This window comes from Klebsiella sp. R390 (genome assembly GCF_051131745.1).
In the GTDB taxonomy this organism is placed as follows: Bacteria; Pseudomonadota; Gammaproteobacteria; order Enterobacterales; family Enterobacteriaceae; genus Klebsiella.
In genome coordinates this window covers 4,220,944-4,241,922 of the sequence record NZ_CP180445.1, presented here as the reverse complement: position 1 = coordinate 4,241,922, position 20,979 = coordinate 4,220,944, and the positions used below count along the sequence as shown (strand labels likewise).

At 59.4% G+C, this 20,979-nt stretch carries 18 protein-coding genes; 3 read left to right on the top strand and 15 right to left on the bottom strand.

The window, feature by feature from the left end:
* The first annotated feature begins 1 nt into the window (after position 1).
* On the top strand, positions 2-433 hold the full coding sequence (locus ACMYSP_RS19980) for a tripartite tricarboxylate transporter TctB family protein (RefSeq protein ID WP_434583774.1): 432 nt from the start codon (positions 2-4) through the stop codon (positions 431-433).
* Between the two features lie 11 nt (positions 434-444).
* Positions 445-1,962, top strand: a complete 1,518-nt coding sequence (locus ACMYSP_RS19975) for a tripartite tricarboxylate transporter permease (protein ID WP_434583773.1) — start codon at positions 445-447, stop codon at positions 1,960-1,962.
* Here ACMYSP_RS19975 and menE read toward each other — a convergent pair.
* The 7 genes from menE to ACMYSP_RS19940 all read right to left on the bottom strand — a co-directional run bounded on the left by menE (position 1,953) and on the right by ACMYSP_RS19940 (position 9,589).
* Positions 1,953-3,332, bottom strand: coding sequence for an o-succinylbenzoate--CoA ligase (menE, locus tag ACMYSP_RS19970; protein ID WP_434583771.1), 1,380 nt, complete (start codon positions 3,330-3,332; stop codon positions 1,953-1,955). The genes ACMYSP_RS19975 and menE overlap by 10 nt on opposite strands.
* Entirely contained in the window at positions 3,329-4,294 is a 966-nt protein-coding gene (gene menC / locus ACMYSP_RS19965; protein WP_434583770.1) for an o-succinylbenzoate synthase, read from the bottom strand. Before menC ends, menE begins: the two co-directional genes overlap by 4 nt.
* Positions 4,294-5,151: a 1,4-dihydroxy-2-naphthoyl-CoA synthase gene (menB, locus tag ACMYSP_RS19960; RefSeq protein WP_434583768.1), complete on the bottom strand. Its 858-nt coding sequence runs from the start codon at positions 5,149-5,151 to the stop codon at positions 4,294-4,296. The genes menC and menB overlap by 1 nt, the downstream gene beginning before the upstream one ends.
* 14 nt (positions 5,152-5,165) lie before the next feature.
* Positions 5,166-5,924, bottom strand: a complete 759-nt coding sequence (gene menH / locus ACMYSP_RS19955) for a 2-succinyl-6-hydroxy-2,4-cyclohexadiene-1-carboxylate synthase (protein ID WP_434583767.1) — start codon at positions 5,922-5,924, stop codon at positions 5,166-5,168.
* A complete protein-coding gene (gene menD, locus ACMYSP_RS19950) occupies positions 5,921-7,591 on the bottom strand; it encodes a 2-succinyl-5-enolpyruvyl-6-hydroxy-3-cyclohexene-1-carboxylic-acid synthase (protein ID WP_434583766.1) in 1,671 nt (556 codons plus the stop codon). The genes menH and menD overlap by 4 nt, the downstream gene beginning before the upstream one ends.
* Positions 7,592-7,667: 76 nt before the next feature.
* Positions 7,668-8,963, bottom strand: a complete 1,296-nt coding sequence (gene menF / locus ACMYSP_RS19945; RefSeq protein WP_434583765.1) for an isochorismate synthase MenF — start codon at positions 8,961-8,963, stop codon at positions 7,668-7,670.
* A 164-nt stretch (positions 8,964-9,127) separates the two neighbouring features.
* On the bottom strand, positions 9,128-9,589 hold the full coding sequence (locus ACMYSP_RS19940; RefSeq protein ID WP_434583763.1) for a GNAT family N-acetyltransferase: 462 nt from the start codon (positions 9,587-9,589) through the stop codon (positions 9,128-9,130).
* Positions 9,590-9,641: 52 nt separating this feature from the next.
* Between ACMYSP_RS19940 and rnz the strand changes: the two genes are divergently transcribed.
* Positions 9,642-10,559 carry a ribonuclease Z gene (gene rnz, locus ACMYSP_RS19935; protein WP_434583762.1) on the top strand — a complete coding sequence of 306 codons (918 nt, stop codon included), beginning with the start codon at positions 9,642-9,644 and terminating at the stop codon, positions 10,557-10,559.
* Between the two features lie 104 nt (positions 10,560-10,663).
* Here rnz and nuoN read toward each other — a convergent pair whose 3' ends face one another.
* The 8 genes from nuoN to nuoG form a co-directional block, all read right to left on the bottom strand.
* Positions 10,664-12,121 carry an NADH-quinone oxidoreductase subunit NuoN gene (nuoN, locus tag ACMYSP_RS19930; RefSeq protein WP_123755225.1) on the bottom strand — a complete coding sequence of 486 codons (1,458 nt, stop codon included), beginning with the start codon at positions 12,119-12,121 and terminating at the stop codon, positions 10,664-10,666.
* Positions 12,122-12,127: 6 nt separating this feature from the next.
* Entirely contained in the window at positions 12,128-13,657 is a 1,530-nt protein-coding gene (nuoM, locus tag ACMYSP_RS19925) for an NADH-quinone oxidoreductase subunit M (protein WP_123755226.1), read from the bottom strand.
* 294 nt (positions 13,658-13,951) lie between these two features.
* Positions 13,952-15,793: an NADH-quinone oxidoreductase subunit L gene (nuoL, locus tag ACMYSP_RS19920; protein ID WP_123755227.1), complete on the bottom strand. Its 1,842-nt coding sequence runs from the start codon at positions 15,791-15,793 to the stop codon at positions 13,952-13,954.
* A complete protein-coding gene (gene nuoK / locus ACMYSP_RS19915) occupies positions 15,790-16,092 on the bottom strand; it encodes an NADH-quinone oxidoreductase subunit NuoK (RefSeq protein ID WP_100682775.1) in 303 nt (100 codons plus the stop codon). Before nuoK ends, nuoL begins: the two co-directional genes overlap by 4 nt.
* Complete coding sequence (gene nuoJ, locus ACMYSP_RS19910; protein WP_123755228.1) at positions 16,089-16,643, bottom strand: NADH-quinone oxidoreductase subunit J; 555 nt, start codon at positions 16,641-16,643, stop codon at positions 16,089-16,091. Before nuoJ ends, nuoK begins: the two co-directional genes overlap by 4 nt.
* Positions 16,644-16,653: 10 nt before the next feature.
* Complete coding sequence (gene nuoI, locus ACMYSP_RS19905; RefSeq protein ID WP_015365590.1) at positions 16,654-17,196, bottom strand: NADH-quinone oxidoreductase subunit NuoI; 543 nt, start codon at positions 17,194-17,196, stop codon at positions 16,654-16,656.
* Positions 17,197-17,210: 14 nt separating this feature from the next.
* Entirely contained in the window at positions 17,211-18,188 is a 978-nt protein-coding gene (gene nuoH, locus ACMYSP_RS19900) for an NADH-quinone oxidoreductase subunit NuoH (protein WP_004865093.1), read from the bottom strand.
* Entirely contained in the window at positions 18,185-20,911 is a 2,727-nt protein-coding gene (gene nuoG / locus ACMYSP_RS19895) for an NADH-quinone oxidoreductase subunit NuoG (RefSeq protein WP_434583761.1), read from the bottom strand. The genes nuoH and nuoG overlap by 4 nt, the downstream gene beginning before the upstream one ends.
* Positions 20,912-20,979 lie beyond the last annotated feature (68 nt).

The following is a 20,979-nucleotide window of genomic DNA, read 5'->3' as shown; positions in this document are numbered from 1 at the left end:
CATGAGCGATCGTATTTTTGCCGGGATCTGGCTGCTGTTATGTACAGGCGGGATGTTCATCGCCTGGCAGATTCACAGCGAGTATTCCTATGAGCCCGTTGGTCCCCGTCCGTTCCCGGTGGGGATTATCGGCCTGATGTTGCTCTGCTCGGTGCTGCTGCTGTTGCGCCGTCCGGATGTGGTGGCATGGCCCGGACGTTTGGTGTTACAGCGTCTGTTGACCATGGTGGTGGTGTTGATGCTCTATGCGTGGGGCTTTGAATGGCTCGGTTTCCCGCTTGCCACCGCGCTATTAACCGCCGTTATTGGCCTGCTGTTTGGCGCCACGCTCCCCGCCGCCGCCGTTGCCGGCGCGGTGATGGGTATTGCCTTATGGTACGCCTTTGACACCCTGCTTGATGTCACCCTGCCGCTTGGCGTCTGGTTAAGTTAACGGAGAAGTTTATGGATACCTGGATTTATCTTTCGCAGGGCTTCGCCGTGGCGATGACGCCAACGAACCTGATGATTGCCCTGATCGGCTGTTTCGTGGGGACTATTGTCGGCCTGTTGCCGGGGCTGGGGCCGATTAACGGCGTGGCGATCCTGCTGCCGCTGGCGTTTGCCTTACACCTGCCCGCCGAATCCGCCCTGATCCTGCTGGCCACGGTCTATATTGGCTGTGAGTACGGAGGACGGATCTCGTCAATCCTGCTCAATGTGCCCGGCGACGCCGCCGCGATTATGACCGCGCTGGACGGCTATCCGATGGCGCAGCAAGGGCGCGGTGGCGTGGCGCTGTCGATCTCGGCGGTCAGCTCGTTCGTCGGCTCGTTAATCGCCATTGGCGGCATCATTCTGTTCGCACCGGTACTGGCCCAGTGGTCGCTGGCATTTGGCCCGGCAGAATACTTTGCCTTGATGGTGTTCGCCATCGCCTGCCTGGGCAGCATGATGGCGCAGAACCCGCTGAAATCGTTCCTTGCCGCCTTAATTGGTTTAGGTCTGGCGACGGTGGGCGTGGATGCCAATACCGGCGTCTACCGTTTCACCTTCGACAGCGTTCACCTCTCCGATGGCGTGCAGTTTATCGTGGTGGTCATCGGGCTGTTCTCCGTGTCTGAGATCCTGCTGATGCTGGAAAGCACCAGCGGCGGCCAGACCCTGGTACGTAAAACCGGGCGCATGCTGTTTAACGCCAAAGAAGCCAGTCAATGCGTCGGGGCGACGCTGCGTTCTTCGGTAGTCGGGTTCTTCGTCGGCATTCTGCCCGGCGCCGGGGCGACGATTGCCAGCGCCATCACCTATATGACCGAGAAAAAGCTCAGCGGCAACAGCGACAACTTCGGCAAAGGTGATATTCGTGGCGTCGCGGCCCCTGAAGCGGCCAACAACGCCTCCGCCTGCGGCTCCTTTATCCCGATGCTGACCCTCGGGGTTCCCGGTTCCGGCACCACCGCGGTAATGATGGGCGCGCTGACCCTGTATAACATCACGCCGGGTCCGGCGATGTTTACCGAACAGCCGGACATCGTCTGGGGATTGATCGCGGCGCTGCTGATCGCCAACGTGATGTTGCTGATCATGAACATTCCGCTGATCGGCCTGTTTACCCGGATGCTGACGATCCCACTGTGGTTCCTGGTACCGGCGATTGCCGCGGTATCTGCCGTCGGGGTCTACGCCGTTCACAGCACCACCTTCGATTTACTGTTGATGGTCGGACTGGGCGTGCTCGGTTACATCCTGCGTAAGATGCATTTCCCGATGTCTCCGTTGATCTTAGGTTTCGTGCTGGGCGAAATGCTCGAGCAAAACCTGCGCCGCGCGCTGTCCATCAGCAACGGTAACCTCGGAATTTTGTGGGGAAGCGGCGTCACCAAAACCCTGCTGTTCCTCGCCATTGCCGTGATTATCGTTCCCCCGGTACTGCGCTATTTACGCAAGCAGCGCCAGCGCCGTGCCGAGGCGAATCAGGCCTGATCGGGTTCGCGCCCAGCGGTATTAACCCAGTCACGTAACGCCCGGCGGGAGATTTTAATCCCGCCGGTTTTTAACGATTCCGGCAGAGTCAGCCAGCGTACCGGCTGCTGAAAACGCGCCAGCTTATCCTGGGACCAGGCCGCCAGCGCGGCCATATCGCACCCGGCATCACACTCCACCACCGCGACCGGTCGCTGACCAAACTCAGGATCATCCAGCGGCACAATAAATACCTGCTGTACCTGCGGATGGGCAACTATCGTCCGCTCTACCTCTTCAGGCTGGATACCTTCGCCGGCGCTGAAAAAGAGATTATCCATGCGGCCCAGGATAGTGAGGCTGCCGTTGCGCAGCTCGCCGCGGTCGCGGGTGGCAAACCATCCGGCATCGTTGAGCAGCGGCAGCATCTCGCCGTCACGCCAGTAGCCGCAGGCCAGGCTATCGCCGCGTAGCCACACTTCACCGTCAACGATTTTCAGCGCCCGACCAGGCAATGGTTGACCGACATCAGGCGCGCCGTCGGCCTCTTTGCCACACACCGTCGAGGCAAACTCGGTCAGGCCGTAGCCGCACCAGCAACGGATCCCCCGGGCACGGGCCGCAGTGGTCAACGCCACCGGGATCGCCGCGCCGCCCAGCAGCACCGCTTTCAGGGACACTTCGGCTTCGCTCTTGAGCAACCGCCACAGCTGTGTTGGCACCAACGAGGCGTGGCTGCAGCCCTGAAGCGCCTGCTCCAGCGGCTGTTTCTCCGCCACCGTCAGACGGGCCCCCGCCAGTAGCCAGCGCCAGACAATGCCCTGACCGGAAACGTGAAACAGCGGCAGCGACAGCAGCCAGTCATCGTCCTCCGCCAGCGGGATCATCGCCAGCACACCCTGCGCGCTGGCAAGATGCGCGTGATAAGTATGGACCGCCGCCTTCGGCAATCCGGTAGAGCCGGAGGTCAGCGTCATCGATGCCAGCCGTTGTTCGCACCACGGCAATGCGTACTCCCCTGCCGCACGTTGCAGCGTCAACGACGGATAACCACACGCCATCGGCTCGCCGTTCAGCACCAGCGCGTGGCGGAGATTCAGAGACGGCAATAGCGCCGCAAGTAACGCAGCGGGAAGCTGCGGATTGAGGGGCAACACCCTGGCACCGCACTGGAGCAGCGCCAGCCACGCCAGCACGGCGGAGGGCTGATTGTAGGCCCGCAGCAGCACCCCATCACCTTCGTTCACTCCCTGTTCGCGAAACCCCGATGCCAGCGCATCGATCTCGGCACACAGCTGGCGCCAGCTCAGGAGATGATGGTGTAAACGCAGCGCCGGCGCGTCACCACGCAGCTGGCGCCAGTGCCGCCACGGCCAGTCGCTAAAGGTCACAGCAACGGCTCCAGTTCTTCCAGGCCCAGGCAAGGCAGCGGGCTGTCCGGCCAGCGGCGAATTAACTGGGCGCGCATCAGCGCCAGGGTATCGAGACCGGGGATGGTCTGCGGCGTAAGCCAGGCGGCAATCCGCGCCAGCTGCGTCAGCCCGAGGCTCGACTCTATCGATGAACTGATCACCGCCGTTAGCCCCAACGCATGAGCCGCCACTACCTGCTCCTGCACCTTTTGCAGGCTTCCGGTCAGCGTTGGTTTGATCACCAGTGCACGTACCCCTGGCTCGGCCTCAAAACGAAAATCGGCTTCACGCAGGCTTTCATCCCAGGCAATGGCAATGCCGGTTTCGGCGGCAAAAGCTCGCGAGTCATCGCGGGTTTTACAGGGCTCTTCGAGGAAAGCGATACGCTGGCGATAGTCCGGGTTGACGTATTTCGCGAACTGCTGCGCTTTCAGCGGCGTCCAGGCGCGGTTGGCGTCGAGACGCAGCGTCAGCTCAGGGATCGCTTCCAGCAGCAGGTTCACTACCATGCCGTCGCGGACCGCCTCATACAGCCCTACTTTGACCTTCGCCACTTTTTCGCCGGGCAAGCTCGCCAGCCTGGCGAACAGCTCATCCGGGTCACCGCTACATAGCGGCACCGCCCGATAATCCGCCGATGTCGGCAGCTCGTCGTTCAGCTCCGCCAGCGCACAGCTGACGCCGAAGGCCACGGAAGGCAGAGATGACCCGGCGACCTCCTCGCCCTGCCGCCAGGCTCGTGCCCACGTCAGCAACGCAGACTCCGCCGCTTCCAACGTCTCCAGACTAAAACCTGGCAGCGGCGCAATTTCGCCCCAGCCCGTACGTTCACCCTCCTGCAGACAGATGAACAGCCCATCGCGAGTTTTTAACCGCCGTTCGCGCAGCACCACACCCGCGTCCATCGGTACCTGCCAGCGGTAAACCTGCGCCTGACGCATTACGGGTTCCGTTTAAATTTGCTGAAGTCCGGTTGACGCTTCTGGTTAAAGGCGTTGCGCCCTTCCTGACCTTCTTCCGTCATGTAGAACAGCATAGTGGCATTGCCCGCCAGCTCCTGCAGACCCGCCTGCCCGTCGCAGTCGGCATTCAGGGCCGCCTTCAGACAACGCAGCGCCATCGGGCTGTTTTGCAGCATTTCACGGCACCAGCGGACGGTCTCTTTCTCGAGATCCGCCAGCGGAACCACGGTGTTGACCAGCCCCATATCCAGCGCCTGCTGGGCGTCGTACTGACGGCACAGGAACCAGATTTCCCGCGCTTTTTTCTGCCCGACGATCCGCGCCATATAGGATGCACCCCAGCCGCCGTCGAACGAGCCGACTTTCGGGCCGGTCTGACCGAAAATGGCGTTCTCTGCGGCAATCGTCAGGTCACACATCATGTGCAGCACGTGGCCGCCGCCGATGGAGAAACCGGCGACCATTGCCACGATCGGTTTCGGGCAGGTACGGATTTGGCGCTGGAAGTCGAGCACGTTAAGGTGATGCACGCCGGAGTCATCCTGGTAGCCGCCGTAATCGCCACGCACTTTCTGGTCGCCACCGGCGCAAAACGCTTTGTCGCCTTCGCCGGTCAGGATGATGACGCCAATATTGTCGTCATAGCGGGCATCAGATAATGCCTGAATCATCTCTTTTACCGTCAGCGGACGGAACGCGTTGCGTACCTCTGGGCGGTTGATGGTGATTTTGGCGATCCCGTCCGTCGATTTCTGGTAGCGAATGTCGGTGTAGCCTTCGGAGCAATCGTGCCATTCCACAGGGGCGTACAGCATGGCTTCATCAAGAGAGAGCATAGGATGTCCTTTGGTTAATTCGTTAATAGCTGCACCAGACAGGCGGCAACTGCAGCAGGGTTTTCCCGATGCGCGTTATGTCCGGCATGTTCGATAATATGCGTCGTTGCCCCCGTGTCACTCGCGAGGGCGCGAAATCTGGCGTCGTATTCACCGCAAAGATAATGAAAAGCGTAGCGTCGGGCGTGCAGTGCTGCACGCAGGTCCGGCTGCACGGCCAGAGACGTGGCCTCCAGCATTGCGGCAAGATTTACGCCGCTGTTATGGCTACGCAGCGTCACCAGCGCCTGGCGCTGCGTAGCGCTCAGGGAGGCGAACACCGGCTGTTGATACCAGTCGGCAAAGACTTCGGCGAGCGGCTGCTGGCGAAAACGCGCAGCCCAGGCGCTGTCCGCCTGGTAGCGCTGGCGGCGCTGGTGGTCATCCTGTAGTCCGGGATGGCCGCCCTCGACCACCAGCCCCTGCAGCCCGTGCCGCGGCTGGCTGGCAAAGACCATGGCGATACGCCCGCCCAGCGAGTAACCAATCAGCCAGTAATCCCGCACCTGATGGTGCGCGAGGGTTTGCTCTAACTGCTGGCAGACATCATCAAAACCGCTGACCGCCACCTCGCGCGAGCCGCCATGGCCCGGCAGGTCAAGATACAGCCGGGGCCAACTCTCGAACCGCTGGCCCACCGTTTGCCACTCCCGGCAGTCGCCAGAAAAACCGTGCAAAAAGACCAGCCAGGGGTAACCCGCCTGACCCTGTTGGCACACGGCGTGTAGCGTCACAGGCGGCTAACCTGCGCCAGCAGCGCTTGCAACGTCTGTGTCCCCTGGGTTTCTTCCACCACCAGCTCGACAACCGTAGCACCTGGTTGGCGCCACGCGCTGGCCAGCACCGCTTCCAGCGCCTCCCAGCTTGTCGGACGATGATAATTCAGGCCGAACATGGCCGCCGCATGGTCGAAATTCACCTCCTGCGGCATCAGATAAAACTGGCGTCGTTCATCCTGTGGCGTCGGTAACAGAGAAAAAATCTGCCCGCCGTTGTTGTTAACCACCATCAGCACCACCGGCGCTGAGGCCTGGCGCAGCAGCGCCAGTGAGTTCAGATCGTAGAGCGCCGAGAGATCGCCGACGATCGCAAGCAGAGGGCGGGCACTGGCCCGCTGGACACCCGCTGCCGTCGCCAGCAGGCCATCGATACCGCTGGCCCCGCGATTGCTATAGACCGGATAGCCTGCCGGAAGCTGCGACAGCGCATCAATCAGGCGCACCACCAGGCTGTTGCCAACAAACAACTGCCCCTGCTCCGGAAGGTAGCGCGCGATGCGGTGAGCCAGCTGAGCTTCACCAAAGGTCTCGCTATTGTCAGCTGCGGCCTGCCAGGCCTGGCGGGAGAGCGTCGGAATGGTCGTTGCCCACGGCTGGCGGCTTTCTGCCGGATGGAGATCCAGCCACCGATCCACCGTGCACACCAGACGACGACCACGGTGATGAGCCGGATCCAGCCGCCCAGGCAGGTTATCCACCACCCAGTATTCGTCGGGTTCACAGGTCGCCTGCCACTGCAGCAGCCGTTTTCCGGTCAGGCTGCTGCCCAGTTGGACCACGATTTGCGCCTGCTGCAGTTCGCTGACCGCATTGCCGTTCCCCAGCCACAGATCGGCGCAGGGCAATGGCTGCCCGGTTTGCGACAGTACGTCGCCAATCAGCGGCCAGCCGAGGGTTTTGGCCCACGCCGCCACTTTCACTCCTTCACTGGCGCTCATGCGACCGGCGACGACCACGCCACGCTTTTGCCGCCAGAAAAACCAGTCGCGTTGTTTCTCGCTTTCCAGCTGCAGCGACTGCCGCAGCCAGGGTTTATCGCTCTGCCACCAGCTACCAAGCTGCTGCTGCCACGCCACGCCGGTCTCGTCCATATCGCCGTATAGCGGTTCGGCGAACGGACAGTTGATATGGACACCGCCGGCATGCAGTTCACCCAGCGCCTGGTCAATCGTCGAGACCAGCCAGCGGGCAGGAATATCCTGCGACGGGCGCGGCAGCGACAGCGTCTGCGACGGATGGGAAGCAAACATCCCCGGTTGGCGAATGGCCTGGTTGGCACCGCAGTCAATCAGCTCCGGAGGACGGTCTGCGGTCAGTAAAATCAGTTTTTCACCGGTCAGCCCGGCTTCAATCAGCGCCGGATAGAGATTCGCCGTCGCCGTGCCGGAGGTGACAATCACCGCCACCGGCTGACGGCTGGCTTTTGCCAGTCCCAATGCCAGATGACCCAGCCCGCGCTCATCGAAATGGGTGTGGGGGATCAATGCGCGGTTGGCCGCCGCGGCCAGGGTTAAGGGTGTCGAGCGCGAACCAGGCGCAATGCAGATATGCTGCACGCCATGGCGGGTTAATGCTTCAAGGATCACCGCCGCCCAGCGTCGGTTAAATGCGCTTACTGACATGAAATTGTCCGGTATCAAATATTGAGGATAAGTATAGGTAATACAAAGCAATGGAGTATTGATATGGGTCGTTTATCTACGTTTTTGTCAGTAATAACGAACGCAGTCCTGCTGCCTTATTCTCGATTTCCTGCCACTCCTGCTGCGGATCGGAGCCGCTGACAATCCCGGCACCGGCATACAACCTGAGGGTGGCGTTGTCGACCTGCGCTGAACGCAGGGCCACGCAGAATTCGCTTTGCACCCGCGACAGATAGCCTGCGGAGCCGGCGTACCATTGACGCCTGAAAGGTTCATGACGGGTAAGAAAATCCAGCGCCGCCCGACGTGGTAATCCGGCGACAGCAGCGGTTGGCTGCAGCTGATGCAGGCAGCGGGCATCGTCAGATTGCTGTAGCTCACCCCAAATGCAGCGGCGCAGATGCTGTACATTGCGCAGACGTATCACCTGCGGCGGAAGGACATCCAGCGAGCGCACCTCATCCTGCATACGCTGGCAGATGTCCTCCACCACCAGCATATTTTCACGCTGGTTTTTATCATCTTTCATTAACCAGTCGGCCAACCCTTGCGCCTGCCGATCGTCGGCATGGCTGGCTACGGTCCCGGCCAGAGCTTCGGTGCGCAGCTGCGTTCCGCGTCGCCGCCACAGCCGTTCCGGCGTGGAACCAAAGAAAGCCTGCTGAGCGTTGAACGCCATCATGAAATGAAAACAGTGGTGATTGCTGCGTCGGCTGGCGGCAACAACCGCCAGCGGATCGACCGGGGCGGCGAACTGCAGATCCGTGGCGCGTGCCAGCACGACTTTCGCCAACTCCCCGGCGGCTATCGCCTCGGTTGCCTGGCTAATCAGCGCGCGCCACTGAGGATAATCCGGGAAATGCTGTTCGTGGAGCACCGCGGGGAGCGTCGCGGGTGAAGCCTGAATGGGGGTTAAGGTGGCAAGAAAGTCGCGGGCTACGCGGGCCTCTTCGTGTAGCGAGACATCGCTCCACAACAGCAGCCGCAGGGTCGCTTTGCCTGCCACCCGTCGCCACTCCAGCCGCGGCAGAAACAGGCTGCCCTCCTGCGGATTGAACGCATTCAGACCGCAAATACGCAGATCCTCAGGCGCCTGTTCCTGCAAAAACCGATGAGCCTGGCTCAGCGAGGTAAAGGTTTTTACCGCCCCAATGGCGGCCAGCTCTTCATCGCCCGAGCGCTGCTGCCAGTAAAATTGCGGCCACTGCGCCTGATGACCGCACCACAGCAGGGGATCAAAGGCATCATCGAGTGGGAAAGGAAGAGTAAAAATTCGCATGCCGGGTGACGTCGGGAAATCGTCGCTCAGACAGTCACGTAAGCGTTCCAGCGCAGCGGACACAGACAGCACGCAAACCTCCACAGAATAAAAACCACATATTATACGGGGTACTAGCATGAAATTGCAGTACCCATAATGAGGGAGCGGCCTTTACGCCGTGCGGCGGTGCCAGCAAAGCTGGCAGGCTGAAGGTGAAAAAGTATAGATTCTTTAAGTCATTACGCGAATGTCGTTTACAACGCGCTGGCTTCGCGGGCCATACCAATATGGGGAATACCGTCTTCGTCGTACACCCCGGTCACCGGCTGAAAACCGAAGCTGGCGTAGAAATTCTGCAGGTGCGCCTGGGCGCCAAGGTAGATCGCTTTTTGCGGCCAGTATTGCTGGCAGCTCGCCACTGCTCGCTGCATCAACTGATTGCCCAGCTTCTCGCCGCGCGCCGCCGAACTGACGATGACCCGGCCAATCACGACTGGCTCAAATTCCTCGTCGCTTTTCAGGATCCGTGCGTAGGCCACCAGTTCATCCCCCCGCCAGGCGAGAAGATGGCGGTTTTCACCGACCAGATCGTCCCCGTCAACATCCAGATAGGGACAGGTTTGTTCAACGACAAACACCTCGCAACGCAGCTTCAGCAAGGCGTACAGCTGTGGAACGGTCAACTCTGCGTGGTGAAGATCCTGCCATGTAATCATGCACTGCTCCTGTATACTTGAGTTTTTCACCCGGCCCTGAGGACACTGGACGATGGAATTAACATTTTTGGGGACATCCGCAGGCGTGCCGACCCGTACGCGTAATATGACGTCTATCGTGTTGAATTTGCAACAACCAACAGCGGCGGAGATGTGGCTGTTCGACTGTGGAGAAGGGACCCAGCATCAGTTTCTGAACACCCCGTTTCATCCCGGAAAACTGAACAAGATTTTTATCACCCATCTGCACGGCGATCACCTGTTCGGCCTGCCTGGCCTGCTGTGCAGCCGTTCAATGCAGGGCAATTCGCTGCCGCTGACGCTGTACGGGCCGACGGGGCTGAAGGAGTTTGTCGAAACCGCCCTGCGCCTGAGCGGCTCGTGGACCGATTACCCGCTGACGATTGTCGAAGTGGGGCCCGGCCTGGTGTTTGATAAAGGGGGATATCGGGTCAGCGCCTTTGCGCTCAATCACCCGGTGGAATGTTACGGCTACCGCATCGAAGAGCACGCCAGACCCGGCACGCTGGATGCCGCTCGCCTGGTGGCCGATGGCGTCCAGCCGGGGCCATTATTCCAGCGCCTGAAACAGGGAGAGACCGTTGAGCTGGAAGACGGACGGCTGATTGACGGCAGCCAGTATCTCGGCCCGGCGACGCCCGGCAAGAAGCTGGCGATTTTTGGCGATACCGCGCCCTGCGACGCCGCTCTGGATCTGGCGCGTGACGTTGATTTGATGGTGCATGAAACGACGCTGGAGCAGGCGATGGCGGAAAAGGCCAATAGCCGCGGGCACTCCTCGAGCCAGCAGGCGGCGGCGCTGGCGCGCGATGCCGGGGTGCGTATGTTTATCGCCACCCACTTCAGTTCGCGTTATGACGCCGAGGGCTGCCAGCGTCTGCTGACCGAGTGTCGGGAACTGTTTCCTCGCACCCTGCTGGCCGAAGATTTTATGGTCTACAGCCTGTAGCGCGTCAGACAACGACCCTGACAACAAGGCAAAAAAAATGCCTGTCAGTATCGCGACTGACAGGCATGATTTCAGGGCCGGTGGAATGCCCCCGGCCATAGGGATTACATCAGCGGAGTTGCCAACTGCACCAGGCTAATCAGCGGCTGCGGCCACACGCCGAGCAGCAGAACCAGCAGCGCAGAAATCAGCACCACAATACCGCCCGCGCTGTACTGCCAGTTCGACGGCGCATCGCGGTTCAGTTTATCCGGCGCGCTCAGGTACAGGCTCACCGCCACACGCAGATAGTAGTAGAGGCCAATTGCCGAACCGAGCACCACCGCGCCGACCAGCCACCACAGGTGCGCATGCACACCGACTGCCAGCACGTAGAACTTACCGATAAAGCCGAGCGTCATCGGGATACCCGCCAGCGACAGCATCATCACCGTCATTACCGCCGACAGAATCGGACGGTGCCAGAACAGGCCACGATAGGAGTACAGTGAATCGGCATCCGGGCCACGATATGGGCTGGACATCAGGCTCACCACGCCAAACGCGCCGAGGCTGCTGAACAGATAGCCGGCCAGATAAACCCCGACCGCTTCCATCGACATTTCGCCGCTCTGCAGGGCGATCAGCGCCACCAGCAGATAGCCGAGATGCGAGATAGAAGAGTAACCCAGCAGACGCTTGATATTGGTCTGGCTCAGCGCCATCAGGTTACCGAAGAGGATAGAGGCGAAGGCGATCAGCCCCAGCACCACGCGTACCGCTTCGCTATTGCCTACCGGCATGTAGAGGAACAGACGCATCACGACACCGAAGATAGCAATCTTGCTGGCGGTCGCCAGGAAGGTAGACACCGGCGCAGGCGCACCCTGATACACGTCTGGGGTCCACAGGTGGAACGGTACCAGCGACAGTTTGAAGCCCAGGCCAACGATCATCAGACCCAGACCCGCCAGCAGCAGCGGTTCGTGCAGGGTGTTATCGGCCAGGCTTTTGCCCAACGCCAGGAACGACAGGTTGCCCGAGTTGGCATACACCAGCGCCATACCGAACAGCAGGAAGGACGACGCTGCAGCAGACAAAATGGTGTATTTAATACTCGCTTCCAGCGAACGCTTCTGCCGGAAGGCGTAGCCGACAAGGCCGAACAGCGGCAGCGAAATCAATTCAATCCCGAGGAACAGCGCCGCCAGATGGTTGGCGCCGGCCAGCAGAATCCCACCCAGCGCGGCGATTAACACCAGCAGGTAGAACTCTTCTCTGTTGTCCTTGTACCCTTCCAGCCATGGGTACGCGAAGGTACAGGTGGCCAGACTCGCCAGCAGCACCAGCCCGGTATAGAGCATGGCGTAACCGTCGACGCGGATCAGCGGCGTGACGTCCATCGCGCCGTTCTGACCCACAAACCAGAGCGAGATCAGTGCGGCGTTCAGCCCGAGAACCGACAGCGTGGCATTGAGAAAATGATTGCGTCGCCACGCAATGGAGAGCATCACAACCACCACCGTCAAGCCGACGATCAGCAGCGGTAGCAGTGCGATCAGTTGTTGTGGAGTTATTGTCATGGCGAATTACGGCCTTGTAGTAGAAACAGAATTAACAAACCACTGCTGAATGTTGCTCATCGCAGCATGTGAGGTGTCCAGAATCGGCTGCGGGAAGAAGCCCAGCAGCACCAGCAGAACCACCAACAGCAGAACAATCGACAGCTCACGCAGCGACATGCCCGGCAGATCCCGCGCCGCTATTTCACTTTTTGCTTTCCCGAAGTACGCACGGTGCAGCATTGACAGCGAGTAGACGGAGGCGAATACCAGACCAAAGGTGGAGATCACGGTAATCACCGGCACGACTTTATAGCTGCCGAACAGAATCATAAATTCGCCGACGAAGTTACCGGTACCCGGCATCCCCAACGTCGCCACCGCAAAGAACATCGACAGCGCTGGCAGCCATTTAATTTTGCTCCACAGGCCGCCCATCTGACGCATATCACGGGTGTGCAGGCGCTCGTACAGCTGGCCGCACAGGATGAACAGACCCGCCGCGGACAGACCGTGGGCAATCATCTGAATCACTGCCCCCTGGTACGCCAGCTGGCTGCCGGTATAGATAGCAATCAGCACGAAGCCCATGTGGGAGACCGAGGTGTAGGCAATCAGACGTTTGATATCGTACTGACAGAACGCCATCCACGCGCCGTAGAAAATACCGATAACGCCAAGCCACATCGCGATAGGGGCGAATTCAGCGGAGGCATTCGGGAACAGCGGTAAGGCGAAACGCAGCAGACCGTAGGCTGCGGTTTTCAGCAGGATCCCGGCGAGGTCAACGGAACCCGCGGTCGGTGCCTGAGAGTGCGCATCTGGCAGCCAGCCGTGCAGCGGCACAACCGGCATCTTCACAGCGAAGGCAATGAAGAAGCCCAGCATCAGCAGATATTCCACGCCGTGGGACATCGGAGTCTTCAGCAGCGCTTCGTAATCGAAGGTCCAGACGCCGGTGGCGTTGAAGTGCACAAATGCCAGCGCCAGGATGGCAATCAGCATCACCAGACCGCTCGCCTGGGTATAGATGAAGAACTTAGTGGCCGCCGTGATACGCGTTTTACCGTCGGAAGCCTTGTGGCCCCACAGCGCGATCAGGAAGTACATCGGCACCAGCATCATCTCCCAGAAGAAGAAGAACAGGAACAGGTCGATGGCAAGGAACACGCCGATAACGCCGCCCAGGATCCACATCAGGTTGAGGTGGAAGAAGCCCTGGTATTTTTCAATTTCGCGCCACGAGCACAGTACCGCCAGCACGCCAAGCAGACCGGTCAGCACCACCATCAGCAACGACAGGCCGTCGATAGCGAGGTGAATACTGATACCGAAGCGTGGGATCCACGGCATGACAAATTCTGACTGCCACTGCGGAATACCCGCGGATTGCGTCAGAGAATAGCCGCCCTGCATCCACAGCTGCAGGCCCAGTACAAGCGTCAATCCCATGGTGATCAGCGCGATCCAGCGCGGCATCTTCACGCCAAAGCGTTCGGTCTGCCAGCACAGGAAGCCGCCGATAAAGGGGATTAATATCAACCAAGGCAATAACATGGTGATTTTCATTCCTTATTTAAGTCCAGTTCAGGCTATCTTACTCGTCATCGCGAACCCGGCTGTGCTCGCAACCCTCACGTACTTCAGTACGCTGCGGTTGCCGTGCGCAGGCGGTACCCACTTTGACTTCGCCGATAACGCCTGTCCTTTAAGACCTGATTTCAACGAATTCGATAATCATTCACTTCGTATTGCGGGTTTATTGTGTCGGATAGCACTTCGTTTATCCGATCTACAGTCCCGTAAGCCCGGCAAACTCTGCGCCGCCGGGCAACACAACGGTTCTCAAACTCAACGCAATACCATCAGCAGCGCCAGCACGATAACCGCGCCGACGCTCATGGATGCCACATACCAACGCAGATACCCGTTCTCGCTGAACAGCAGGCCTTTACCTGCAAAGCGGGAGAGGATCGCCGGAATGTTCATCATGGCGTTCAGCGGGTCGCGTTTCAGCAGCCACGCGATGCCAAGGAATGGTTTCACGAACACCATGTCGTATAACCAGTCGAAGCCCCAGGCGTTGTACCACCAGGTGCCCAGCAGACGGCCCGGCGCGCTGTTGGCGATAGCCGTCACCAGCGTGCGTTTACCCAGCCACAGCCAGGCGGCAATCAGGATCCCGGCAATCGCGATAATTCCAGAGGTTATCTCCAGCGTCATCACGCGACCGTGCTCCAGTTCGGTGGTCTGCGGCAGGACGCCCTGCAGCGGCGGAACAATCAGTGCGCCAACGAAGGTCGACAGAACCAACAGCACGATCAGCGGCAGATGGTGGGTAATCCCCTTCCCTGCATGGGCGTGAATTTGTTCTTTACCGTGGAAGACGATGAAGATCATCCGGAAGGTATACAGTGAGGTCATAAACGCGCCGACCAGGCCTGCAACCATCAGATTGATATGACCGTTGGCCATCGCACCGGCGAGGATCTCGTCCTTACTGAAGAAGCCTGCGGTGATCAGCGGCAGTGCGGACAGCGCCGCGCCCCCGACCAGGAAGCAGACGTACACCAGCGGGATAGACTTACGCAGGCCGCCCATTTTGAAGATGTTCTGTTCGTGGTGGCAGGCCAGAATCACCGAGCCGGACGACAGGAACAGCAGCGCCTTAAAGAACGCGTGGGTCATCAGGTGGAAAATCGCCGCATCCCAGGCCTGTACGCCAAGCGCGAGGAACATGTAGCCAATCTGGCTCATGGTGGAGTAAGCGAGTACGCGTTTGATATCGGTCTGCACCAGCGCGGCGAAGCCTGCCAGCACCAGCGTTACCGCCCCGACGATCCCGACCAGATGCAGAATTTCCGGGGTCATCAGGAACAGGCCGTGAGTACGAGCAATCAGGTAGACACCGGCGGTAACCATGGTCGCGGCGTGGATCAGCGCGGAGACTGGCGTCGGACCAGCCATCGCATCCGCAAGCCAGGTCTGCAACGGCAGCTGCGCGGATTTACCGACCGCACCACCCAGCAGCATCAGCGTCGCCCAGGTCAACATATTGTTGCCGGCTTCGAAGTGTGCTGGCGCCAGTTCAACCATTTCGCGGAAGTTCAGGGTACCCAGTTCGTTATAGAGAATGAACAGCGCGAAGGCGAGGAATACGTCACCGACACGGGTCACCACGAACGCTTTCATCGCGGCAGCGCCGTTCTTCGGATCGGTATAGTAGAAACCGATCAGCAGATAGGAGCACAGACCCACGCCTTCCCAACCGAGATACATCAACAGCAGGTTATCGGCCAGCACCAGAACCACCATGCTGGCAATAAACAGGTTGGTGTAGGCAAAGAAGCGGGAGTATCCCTCTTCGCCGCGCATATACCAGGAGGCGAACATGTGGATCAGGAAGCCTACGCCGGTCACCACGGACAGCATAGTCAGCGACAGGCCGTCCAGCACCAGGTTGAAGCCGATGTTGAAATCACCCACCGACATCCAGGTCCACAGCGGCACGCTGATCGCCTGCTTGCCGTTGGCAAAGAAGTCAACGCCGACAAACGCGGTCACCAGCGCCGCCAGCCCCACTGACCCCATCCCCACGGTGGCGGACAGGTTTTCCGACCAGCGCCCACGGGAGAAGGAGAGCAGAACAAAGCCAATCAATGGCAGAAGTATGGTTAAGGCAAGCATGTTCATCCACGCAACTCACTTACTGAATCGATGTTCAGGTTCTGGCGGCGACGATGGAGCTGCAGCAACAGCGCCAGGCCGATACTCGCTTCCGCAGCCGCGAGGCTGATGGCGAGGATATACATTATCTGACCGTCAGTCTGGCCCCAGTAACTGCCTGCCACCACGAAAGCCAGCGCCGCAGCGTTGATCATGATCTCCAGGCTAATCAGCATAAACAGCAGATTGCGGCGGATGACCAGACCCGTCAGGCCGAGCACAAACAGGACAGCGGCGAGGATCAGCCCATGTGTTAAGGGAATCATGCGTGTTCCTCCGTTTTTCTTTTGTCGCTATCGTTCTGACGGTTGCTCAGCACTTCACCGACGCGCTCTTCACGGCCGATGTGGAAGGCGACGACCAGACCGGCCAGCAGCAGCATGGAGGCCAGCTCCACCGCCAGGACGTACGGGCCAAACAGCGCAATACCCACTTCTTTCGCACTGATCGCCGTGCCATCAATGCCCTGATCGTTCAGACCCAGGATGGCATAGACGATAACCGCCAGCAGCACCGCAGATAAAATTGCCGGACCGATCCAGATCCCCGGCTGTAGCCATTTACGTTCCTGCTCGATTTCGCTGCCGCCCAGGTTGAGCATCATCACCACGAAGACGAACAGCACCATGATGGCCCCGGCGTAAACGATGATTTCCAGCGCACCGGCGAAGTACGCGCCCAGCGAGAAGAACACCCCGGCAATCGCCAACAGCGAAATAATCAGGTACAGCAAGGCGTGTACCGGATTGGTGTGGGTGATCACCCGCAGGGTTGCGAGGATGGCGATAAGGCCACAGATATAAAAAGCGAATTCCATTGCCCTCTCCTTACGGTAACAGGCTCTTGACGTCGATAGGCTTAGCTTCGTTCTCTGCTTCGCCCTTATCTTTGCCGTCGATTGCCATACCCGCCATCCGGTAGAAGTTATATTCCGGGTATTTGCCCGGACCGGAAATCAGCAGATCCTCTTTTTCGTACACCAGATCCTGACGCTTGTATTCGCCCAGTTCGAAGTCCGGGGTCAACTGAATCGCCGTGGTCGGGCACGCTTCTTCACACAGGCCGCAGAAAATGCAGCGTGAGAAGTTGATGCGGAAAAATTCCGGGTACCAACGGCCGTCTTTGGTCTCTGCTTTCTGCAAAGAGATACAGCCTACCGGACACGCTACCGCACACAGGTTACAGGCAACGCAACGCTCTTCGCCGTCCGGATCGCGCGTCAGCACGATACGGCCACGGTAGCGCGGCGGCAGATATACCGGCTCTTCCGGATACATCTGTGTTTCACGTTTGGCGAAGGCGTGCATCCCGATCATGCAGATACTGCGGACCTGGGTGCCGAACCCCACCAATAATTCTTTTAAGGTCATGGTCAATTCACCCCTTATTGCGCCTGCCAGAGAATGACAGCCGCCGTTACCAACAAGTTGATCAGCGTTAACGGCAGGCATACCTTCCAGCCAAAGGACATTACCTGGTCATAACGCGGACGCGGTAATGATGCGCGGATCAAAATGAACATCATCATGAAGAACGCGGTTTTCAGCGCGAACCAGATGAACGGAGGTAACCATGGGCCATTCCAGCCACCGAAGAACAGCGTCACGATCAGCGCTGACACGGTGACAATCCCGATATATTCACCCACGAAGAACAGACCGAACTTCATACCGGAATATTCAATGTGGTAACCATCGGCCAGTTCCTGCTCGGCTTCCGGTTGGTCAAACGGGTGACGGTGACAGACCGCAACGCCCGCGATGGCAAAGGTGACAAAACCGAAGAACTGCGGAATGACGTTCCACAGATGCGCCTGGTTGTTGACGATATCGCTCATGTTGAACGAGCCCGCCTGCGCCACGACGCCCATCAGCGACAGCCCGAGGAACACTTCGTAGCTCAGGGTCTGCGCAGAAGCACGCATTGCCCCCAGCAGCGAGTATTTGTTGTTACTCGACCAGCCAGCGAACAGCACCGCATATACCGCAAGACCTGCCATCATCAGGAAGAACAGAATACCGATGTTCAGATCGGCAACCACCCACGTCGGGCTGACCGGCACGATTGCAAAGGCCAGCAGTAATGACGTGAAGGCGATAACCGGCGCCAGAGTAAAGATGACGCGGTCCGTAAAGCGCGGAACCCAGTCCTCTTTAAAGAACATCTTGATCATGTCGGCGACCAGCTGCAGCGAGCCGCCCCAGCCGACACGGTTCGGTCCGTAGCGGTTCTGGAACAGGCCCAGCAGACGACGTTCGCCAAAGCTCATGAACGCGCCGCAGGTCACCACCACCAGCAGAATGACGACGGCTTTCAGGATGCTTAACAGAATGTCGATGAGATCCGGTGTTAACCAACTCATGCTTTCGCCTCCTGCAGTGTGTCAATACGAACGCCGGTCAGTACCGGCGCAATGCCCGGCATGCCCATCGGTAAGCCAACCTGTCCTGCAGTCAGACCTGCCGAGACGATCAGCGGCAGACTCATCGCCTGGCCTTCAACGCTAAAGGAGAGCATCGCGCCATCGTTGACCCCAAGCTTCGCGGCATCGGCCGGGTTGAGCTTGATGTACGGCTGCGGCATGCGGCTCTGGAAGACCGGAGAACGCTGCGACAGTTCATCGCTGCCAAACAGATGGTAGTACGGCGCGATACGCCATTGACCTTCTTCAGCCTGGAAGCCGGCCGGCACCGCGGTAAAGTACTCAAGACCGCTGGCAGACGCTTCAATCAAACGCACGCCCGGATCGCCGTGGCGCAGTTTCCCGCCCACTTCATCCTGGAACTTGTTCCACGCCTGCGGGGAGTTCCAGCCCGGTGCCCATGCGAACGGGATTTGCGAACGCGGTGCAGACGGCTGGTTGTTCCCTTCCATCGAGAAGGCAAACATGGTGTCTTTATCTTGCGGCTGACGCGGTTCGTGCACGCTGATATTGGCGCGCATTGCCGTACGACCACTGTAACGATGCGGTTCACGGGCCAGCTTCTGCCCACGAATGCGGAAGGTCGCATCCGGCGCGGCATCTTTGATACCCGCCAGCTGCGGCAGTTTCGCCACGGCAGCGTCAATAACATGGTCCAGCTGGGTCCAGTCAACCTGACGGTTGTCGACGGTGCTGTGTAGAGAGTGCAACCAGCGCCAGCTTTCCAGCATCACGGTGCTGCCGTCGTAGTAAGCAGGGTCGTAAACCTGGAAGAAACGCTGGGCGCGGCCTTCGTTGTTCACTACCGTGCCGTCGCTTTCGGCAAAGCTCGCGGCGGACAGCACCAGGTGGGCTTTGTCCATAATCGCGGTGCGCTGATGGTCGATAACCATGACCAGCGGCGCTTTCGCCAGGGCAGCATCCACACGCGCAGCGGAAGCATGACGGTGCAGATCGTTTTCCAGCACCACCACGGCATCGGCCGCACCGGTTTCCAGCTCGCTCAGCGCCGCTTCCAGGGAACCGCCGCCAATCATGCCCAGACCGACGCTGTTGACCGCACGGGCCACCATGGTGACACCGACGTCAATGCCGCGACCTTTCAGCGCTTTCGCAACGTTAGCTGCTGCCTGAATGATTTCGATGCTGCCGGCGTTGGTCCCGGAGACAATCAGCGGTTTCTTCGCCCCGGCCAGCGCCTGGACGATAACGTCGATTTTGCCTTTCAGGTCGCTGCTCAGTCCGTCCACTGCCGGCGCGGAATCATCCAGCGCATGGGCGATGGCAAAGCCCAGACGCGCCTGATCTTCTACCGGCGCGCGGTAGGTCCACGCGGCGACATCATCGAGGCGCGTGTCATCGATATTGGTGACAAACAGCGGGTGTTTCGCACGTTGACCGATGTTCAGGATCGCCGCGATCTGCCAGTCAGCCACTTTCTGGGCCGCCGCCATTTCACGTGCTTTGCCTTTCACCGCCTGACGCACGGCCAGCGCGATGCGGGCGCCTGTCTGGGTAATATCTTCGCCCAGCACCAGTACTGCATCGTAGGATTCGATTTCGCGCAGCGCCGGGGTATGGATACCGCCGTCACGCAGCACTTTCAGCATCATCTGCAGACGTTCCTGCTCTGCTTTGGCGATGCCGGTATAGAAGTTTGCTTCACCCACCAGCTCACGCAGCGCGAAGTTGCTTTCGATGCTGGCACGCGGAGAGCCGATACCGATAACCTTCTTCGACTGACGCAGAATATCTGCGGCACCCTGCATCGCCTGTTCGGCGTTGAGGGTAATCAGATCGTCGCCACGGCGCTGAACCGGCTGACGCGGACGGTCTTTCAGGTTCACATAGCCATAGCCGAAACGACCGCGGTCGCAGAGGAAGTAGCGGTTTACGGTACCGTTATAACGGTTTTCGATACGACGCAGTTCGCCATAACGCTCACCCGGGCTGATGTTGCAGCCGATGGAACACTGCTGGCAGATGCTTGGGGCAAACTGCATATCCCATTTACGGTTATAGCGCTCGGAGTGCGTTTTATCGGTGAATACGCCGGTCGGGCAGACTTCAACCAGGTTGCCGGAGAATTCACTTTCCAGCACGCCATCTTCCGGGCGACCAAAGTAGACGTTGTCATGCGCGCCATACACGCCCAGATCGGTGCCGTCGGCATAATCTTTGTAATAACGCACGCAGCGATAGCAGGCGATGCAGCGGTTCATTTCGTGAGAGATGAACGGCCCCAGGTCCTGGTTACGGTGGGTACGTTTGGTGAAACGGTAGCGACGGAAGCTGTGACCGGTCATGACGGTCATATCCTGCAGGTGGCAGTTGCCGCCCTCTTCGCAGACCGGACAGTCGTGCGGGTGGTTGGTCATCAGCCACTCGACCACGCTCTCGCGGAACTGCTTCGCTTCGCCGTCGTCAATAGAAATAAAGGTCCCGTCGGATGCCGGCGTCATACAGGACATCACCAGGCGACCACGCGTGTCTTCCGCGTTTTGATATTGCTTCACCGCACACTGGCGGCAAGCACCGACGCTACCGAGCGCCGGGTGCCAGCAAAAGTAGGGAATATCAAGCCCAAGAGAGAGACAAGCCTCTAGCAGGTTGTCCGCTCCGTTGACCTCGTATTCTTTGCCATCTACATGAATCGTAGCCATTAGCATGCTTCCAAATTAAAAAATCGTTACCACTGCCTCATTCAGTTGCCGTCTTACCGCAGGCTGAA